Raw genomic sequence first — 6,005 nt, forward strand, 5'->3', positions numbered from 1 at the left:
GAGGGCCCTGAGGCCCGACGGCCCGGTGCAGTCGAACCCGAAATTCCAGAAAGGCTCACAGACATGTCCGACCTGTTGCGCGCCCCTGCCGAGATCAAGTACGCCGAAGAGCTCGACTGGCTGGAGTCGGTCGACGACGGCCCCAAGCCGTTCTCCTGGCGACTGTCGCCGAAGATGGTCCGCCTGTTCATCCTGGGCTCCGAGCGCTCCGACGGCCTCGACCGCGAGATCTCCCAGAAGTGGTACGGCGACCGCAGCTTCGTCGAGCGCTCGATCGTCACGCTCGCCTCCGACCGGGGACTGCTGCTCATCGGCGACCCGGGCACGGGCAAGAGCTGGCTGGCCGAGCTGCTGTCCGCCGCGATCTCCCGCAACTCCACCCTCGTGGTGCAGGGCACGGCCGGCACCACCGAGGACCACATCAAGTACTCCTGGAACGTGTCCATGGTGATCTCCAAGGGCCAGTCGCGGGAGTCGATGATCCCCTCACCGATCATGACCGCGATGGAGACGGGGGCGATCGGCCGTTTCGAGGAGCTCACCCGCTCCACCAGCGACGTCCAGGACGCGCTGATCTCGATCCTGTCGGAGAAGTACATCTCGGTCCCGGAGATGGACAGCGACAACATCGTCTTCGCCAAGCCGGGCTTCTCCGTCATCGCCACGGCCAACAGCCGCGACCGCGGCGTCAACGACCTGTCCTCCGCGCTCAAGCGCCGCTTCAACTTCGTCCGCATCCCGGTGGTGACGAACAAGAAGAGCGAGGCGGAGATCGTCCGCTTCCGCACCGAGGAACTGCTGCGCCGCCATCAGATCGAACTGGACGTTCCGCCGACCCTGCTCGACGTGCTGCTGCAGAGCTTCGCCGACCTGAGGGCCTCCGCCGCCGCTGCCGGCAGTGACGACGAGAAGCTGGAGTCCGCGCTGTCGAGCGCCGAGCAGATCGGTGTGCTGGAGGACGCGATCCTGCACAGCAACTTCTTCGGCGAGCGCGCGCTGACCGCCCGCACACTCGCCTCCTCGCTCGTCGGGTCGCTGGCGCGGCGCGAGCCGGAGGACCTGGCCATCCTCAACAAGTACCTGCACGGTGTCGTCGAGCCGCGCAGCAAGGAGGAGGGCGGCTCCTGGCCGGAGTTCCTGGAGGGCGGCCGCGACGCGATCGCCACCCTGTCATGAGTATGCCGAGCGAGGAGACGCGGTTCGCGGCGCTGCGGGGACAACTGCAGGATGCCGCCACGGAGTTCGCCGACGGGCCGGATGCGCTGCAGGGAATCCTCCTCGGCATCGTCGACGACGTGGACCGCGCCGTGCGCGAGCCGCTGGAGATCTTCCCCGTCTGCCACCACTCGCCCGCGTCAGCGGTCGCGATGGCACGGAGGCTGCGGGAGAAGCAGCCGAAGGTGGTCTATCTGGAGTTGTGCGAGGACATGGCCCCCCTCCTGCCGGAGCTGCGCAACTGCCGGCTGCCGGTGGCCGTCCAGGCCTTCGCCAGTGAGGTCAAGGGCTTCCCCGCCGAGTGGGCGCCGCTGTCGGTCGTCGCTCCGATCACCGAGGCGTCGGCCGAGTACCAGGCCATCGCCTACGCACTGGACACCCCGGGCGTCGAGCTGGTCCTCGTCGACCGCTCCTCGGACCACGTCTTCCAGTGGCAGGCCGGCGCGACGGAGCCCACCGGCTCCGACGCGCCGCCCGCCGACGAGGAGGCGGCGCTGCACGGCGACGCCGTGGGGGTGGAGATCGGTGACCTGCGGCCCCGCTTCGCCGAGCTGGAGGAGCACCTGCTCCACCACGGCCGTGTGCGGCACTGGTCGGAGTGGTGGCACCAGTACGTCGAACTGCCGCTCGGAGACAGCGACCACGACACCTACCGCCAGGTCATGCTCCTCATCGGCAGCCTGTTCCGCCGTCTGGCCCCCGGGGACCAGGACCGGGTCCGGGTGGATGAGGACCGCGAGCGCTACATGTGGACCCGGATGCGCGAGCACCTCGCCGCGTCCGGTACCGATCCCGAGGACTGTCTCTACGTCTGCGGTGCGTTCCACGCGTCCAGCCGGGTCGAGGAGTTCGGTGTCCACGGCAGCGGCACCTTCGAGATCACTCCGCCGAGCGACAGCACCTGGCAGCACGGCCTGATCCCGTCCAGCCACGCGGCGATCGAGGCACAGTTCGGCCTCGCCGCCGGGTCCGTGTCGATCGCCGCCACCCAGTGGGCGAAGAACCTCAAGCGCACCCGGGTGCAGCCGTTCCGGCTCACCGGCCAGGCGGGTGCCAGGAAGGCGGCGAAGCCGAGGAAGACCGCCGCGGCAGCCGTCCCCGTGGCTCCGGAGGCGCCCACGGACAAGCTCTCGGGCTTCCTGCAGAGCCCGCCCGCCCTGGACCGGCTGGACGAGGCCGAGCTCCTCGGCTGGTCGGTGGAGATCGTGCGCTCCGCCCGCAGCAACGGCTACCTCGCCTCCACCGCGGACGCGATCGCGGTGTTCGAGACGTCGATCCTGCTGGCCGGTATGCGGGACCGGGCCAGGCCCACCCCGTACGACTTCCAGGACGCGGCGGTCACCTGCATCGAGAAGGAGACCGTGCCGGGCAGGCGCGATGTCCGCCGCCTCGTCGAGATCCTGATGGGCGGCGACCGGATCGGTCAGGTCGGCTACGACGCGCTGCCACCCCTGGCCCGGGACGTGCACGACCGCCTCGCCCCGCTGCAGCTCAAGCTGCAGCAGCGCGGTGTGCGGCGGGCCCTGCTGGACATGACCGCCCAGCCGGAGCTGCGGCAGTGCTCCGACGTGCTGTGGATGCTGCGCCACCTGATGCCCCACGGCGCCGCCCGGCCGATCATGGGCGAGCGGGAGCTCGGCAAGCAGTCGGTCCAGGAGTCCTGGGACCTGGCGCTGGGCACCCATCAGCGGGCGCTCATCGAGCTCGGCTACGAGGGCGTCAGCATCGAGCAGGTCCTGGAGCAGCGCCTGCGCCGCGCCGCCTACGCCCCCAACGCCACCACGGCACAGGTCCTCGGAGCAGTCGAGGACGCCGTGCTGTACCTGCGGAGCAGCCGCCTCACCGACGAGCTCGGCACGCGTGCCCTGGAGGTGCTGGCCACCGAGCGCAGCGTCGACGGAGCGCCGGAGGTCCTGCGCAGGGTGCGCAGGCTCCTGGCGTACTACCGGATCAGCCGGCCGGTGCTGCCGACGTGGATCGAGTCGTTCGCCAAGACGGGATACGCCCACTACTGCACGCTCCTGCCGACGGCGTTCACCGACGAGGACGCGACCGTCCGCCAGGTCGCCGCGATGCTGGGGTTCCTGTTCAGCATGGAGAGCCTGGCGCTGTCGCTCGGCTGCGACCGGACGCAGCTGGACCTGGCGTTCGCACAGTCGCACCCGCAGGAGCCGTCCAGGGTGGCGTTGCTGTGGGCGGCCCAGGTGCAGCTCGGGCAGCTGTCCCGGGCCGAACTGAGGGAGCGGTGCGACGCACTGCTGGGCAACCCGCTGGTGGTACCCGCTTATCCGCGCTACCTCAGCGGATTCCTCCACGCTCTGGAGCCGGTGCCGCAGCTGGCCGACTTCGTCGTGGAGGCGGTCTCCAACGCGTTCGCCCGGCTGCCGGACCCGGTGCTGCTGCCCTGGCTGCCGAAGCTGATCACCACCCTGCGGTCCGAGGGCGCGGACCTGGCGCCCCTGCTGATCCGCGAGGCCGGACGGGTCTTCCCCGGCCGTCTGGCGGCGCTGGACACCTGGGTCCCGCCGTGGCGGACCGCGCCGGCTGCGCCGGCCGACCCCGCGGCGCCCGGTGGCGGCACGGGGAGTCGTGCCGTACTGCTCGCCGCGCACCCTGAGACGTGCGACAGCGTGGCGGAGCTGCTGGGCTGCGAAGGCACCTGGGAGGCGGAGGCGCCGGCCCCCTCCGGCGCGGTGCTCGCCGGCCGGCATCCGGAGACGGCGGCGGCGATCGAGGTGCTGCTGGCGGGAGTGTGACGTACGGGGGAGCGCCGGCCCACGGGTGCCGTCCGGGCGGCGCCCGTGGGCCGACGCGCGTGGGCCCATGCGCGGGCGCCTCATGCCGCCGGTCCTGTGTCCACGTCCGCGCGGACACTTCGGTGGGCGCCGAAAAGCCGGCTGGATAGCGTGCCTAGCGCACCGCAGGAAACGCCTGCGCGGGCCTGCAGCAAGGGGCGGTACATGGCGGTCATCGACTTGAAGAAGGAGCTCGCCGAGCGGTTCCGGGAGGTCAACGGCGACCATCCGATGACCGAGGCCGACGACACCTACGTCAGTGAACAGTTCGTCGTCCTGGAGGAACTGTGCGCAGCCCACGGCCGTGATGCCGACGAGGTCCGCCGGCTGATGCTCGAGCGGCTCCTTCCGCTCCCGGGGTACCTGCGCTCCGACGGGCGGGAGATGGTGCCGGCCGAGCTCCTCACCCTGGCCGGCGAAGCGGGCGGCGCGGAGAGGCTCGAAGCCTGGTTCACCGCCCACTGGGCCGACCTGGCCGTCGGCAGGGAGGAATGGAACGCCTACCTCAGCGGCCAGTACGTGTGCCTGCACTCGGTGACCCCCGAAGCCATCCAGCGCAAAGGCCACCTGACGGCCGCCGTCGCCGCCGCACCGGGGGAACCAGATGCGGGTTCGGCGCAGTGGTCGGAACGCCTGCATCTCCTGGTCGACGAACTCGACTGCCTGGAGCCCGCGTTCACCGCCTACGACCGTCTTCGTTTCGGCGGCCCCACCTCGCGCGACACGTGCATCGTCGCGATGCGCACCCGCTTCCCGCGTCCCTGAACCGGACAGGGCCGGCCGGGGCCGAACGCCGGAGCCGGCGACCTGAGCGGCGGTGACGGCCCGAGGGTGCTCCGCCGTCCTCGCAGCCACTCGTGTTCCCGCCTGCGACGCCCGCCGGGCTGCGCAAGGTCGGCCTGCTCGTCCGGTTCGCTGGTCGGGCGGGGGCGCATGACCGGCGCATGGGAGCTTGACGTGATCTCTGTGTGTAACGGGAGTGCGCGGGCGTACGCCGGAGGCTATCCGAAACTGTATGGCCCAAATCAGTTGTACCCGCACTATTGGGACACCGAGTGGCCGAATATCTTGCACCGGGGTCAGTTGGCATATACCTCGGGCGGGTGCGCCTCGTGCCGACCAATTTGATACTTGTCGGTAACCAGGCGAATGCGAGCCTTTCGTTGCCTCGGGTCCTCTAATGTGATTGGCGTGCGGGCGAACTCGGGTTATCCCTGGATCGGTCACAGGTAACCAGGCGGTATGCGGAGGTGGAACGTATCTCCGTTCCGCTTGACCGGGGTCGCGCTGCGGGGGTTGAGGGCCTGATATGTGCCGTGGGAAAAGACCGACGCGGTATGCCAGGGCACAACCGGTGAACATGTCGTGGAAAGAGTGAGAACAGGTGGGGGGACGGCCGTGACCAATCCTTTCGATGACGAGTCGGGACGGTTCGTGGCGCTGGTGAACGACGAGGGTCAGTACTCGTTGTGGCCCGCGCATATCGAGATTCCGGGCGGCTGGCGTGCCAACGGCCCGGAAGGGTCGCGTCAGGAATGTCTGGACGTGATCGAAGGCGCCTGGACCGACATGCGGCCCGCCAGTCTGGTGCGGGCGACGGAGGCCGACGCCAGGTAGGCCGACGGCCGGGCCGGTGAGGGATCCCCTGGTGGAGCGGCATGTCCACACCGCAACCTGATCGATTTCGCTCCCGTTCGGGCGGAATCGATCAAGTGTGAACACGTAGCCATCACTCCTCGCCAATAAATGCTCATGTCGCCTCTGTGTGGCGTTCATAAAACATCGATGAGCCGCCTCGCGGCCGTTGTCGATGTGCGAAGACAACGCGGTCGCCTATCGGGCTGTCATGCCCGGTAGGCGATCCGGGCCGTGCCCGTCGCCGAGGGTGCGGCGAATCTCCTCTCCGCTTACGCCTGCCCCGACGTCGACGATCGGCGCACCGGCGTGGTCGGTTTCATCCGGCCCTTCATCACCGTCCCCGAAATCTCTCCCCAA

General features: G+C 69.7%; 4 protein-coding genes. All 4 read left to right on the forward strand.

Translation table 11 applies throughout. From position 1 onward, the window contains the following. Positions 1-63: 63 nt before the first annotated feature. Positions 64-1,176, forward strand: a complete 1,113-nt coding sequence (locus OO67_RS19600; RefSeq protein WP_033302095.1) for an ATP-binding protein — start codon at positions 64-66, stop codon at positions 1,174-1,176. After that, on the forward strand, positions 1,173-3,971 hold the full coding sequence (locus OO67_RS19605; RefSeq protein ID WP_033302096.1) for a DUF5682 family protein: 2,799 nt from the start codon (positions 1,173-1,175) through the stop codon (positions 3,969-3,971). Before OO67_RS19600 ends, OO67_RS19605 begins: the two co-directional genes overlap by 4 nt. Positions 3,972-4,175: 204 nt before the next feature. Beyond that, complete coding sequence (locus tag OO67_RS19610) at positions 4,176-4,775, forward strand: DUF6058 family natural product biosynthesis protein (protein ID WP_033302097.1); 600 nt, start codon at positions 4,176-4,178, stop codon at positions 4,773-4,775. A gap of 633 nt (positions 4,776-5,408) precedes the next feature. Beyond that, complete coding sequence (locus OO67_RS19615) at positions 5,409-5,627, forward strand: MbtH family protein (RefSeq protein ID WP_033302099.1); 219 nt, start codon at positions 5,409-5,411, stop codon at positions 5,625-5,627. Positions 5,628-6,005: the final 378 nt, after the last annotated feature.

The sequence above is a fragment of the Streptomyces atroolivaceus genome (assembly GCF_000717025.1).
Taxonomy (GTDB): Bacteria; Actinomycetota; Actinomycetes; order Streptomycetales; family Streptomycetaceae; genus Streptomyces; species Streptomyces atroolivaceus.

Coding starts and splice junctions, on each gene's coding strand:
- OO67_RS19600 (WP_033302095.1), top strand. CDS start 64: ATGTCCGACCTGTTGCGCGCCCCTGCCGAGATCAAGTACGCCGAAGAG.
- OO67_RS19605 (WP_033302096.1), top strand. CDS start 1,173: ATGAGTATGCCGAGCGAGGAGACGCGGTTCGCGGCGCTGCGGGGACAA.
- OO67_RS19610 (WP_033302097.1), top strand. CDS start 4,176: ATGGCGGTCATCGACTTGAAGAAGGAGCTCGCCGAGCGGTTCCGGGAG.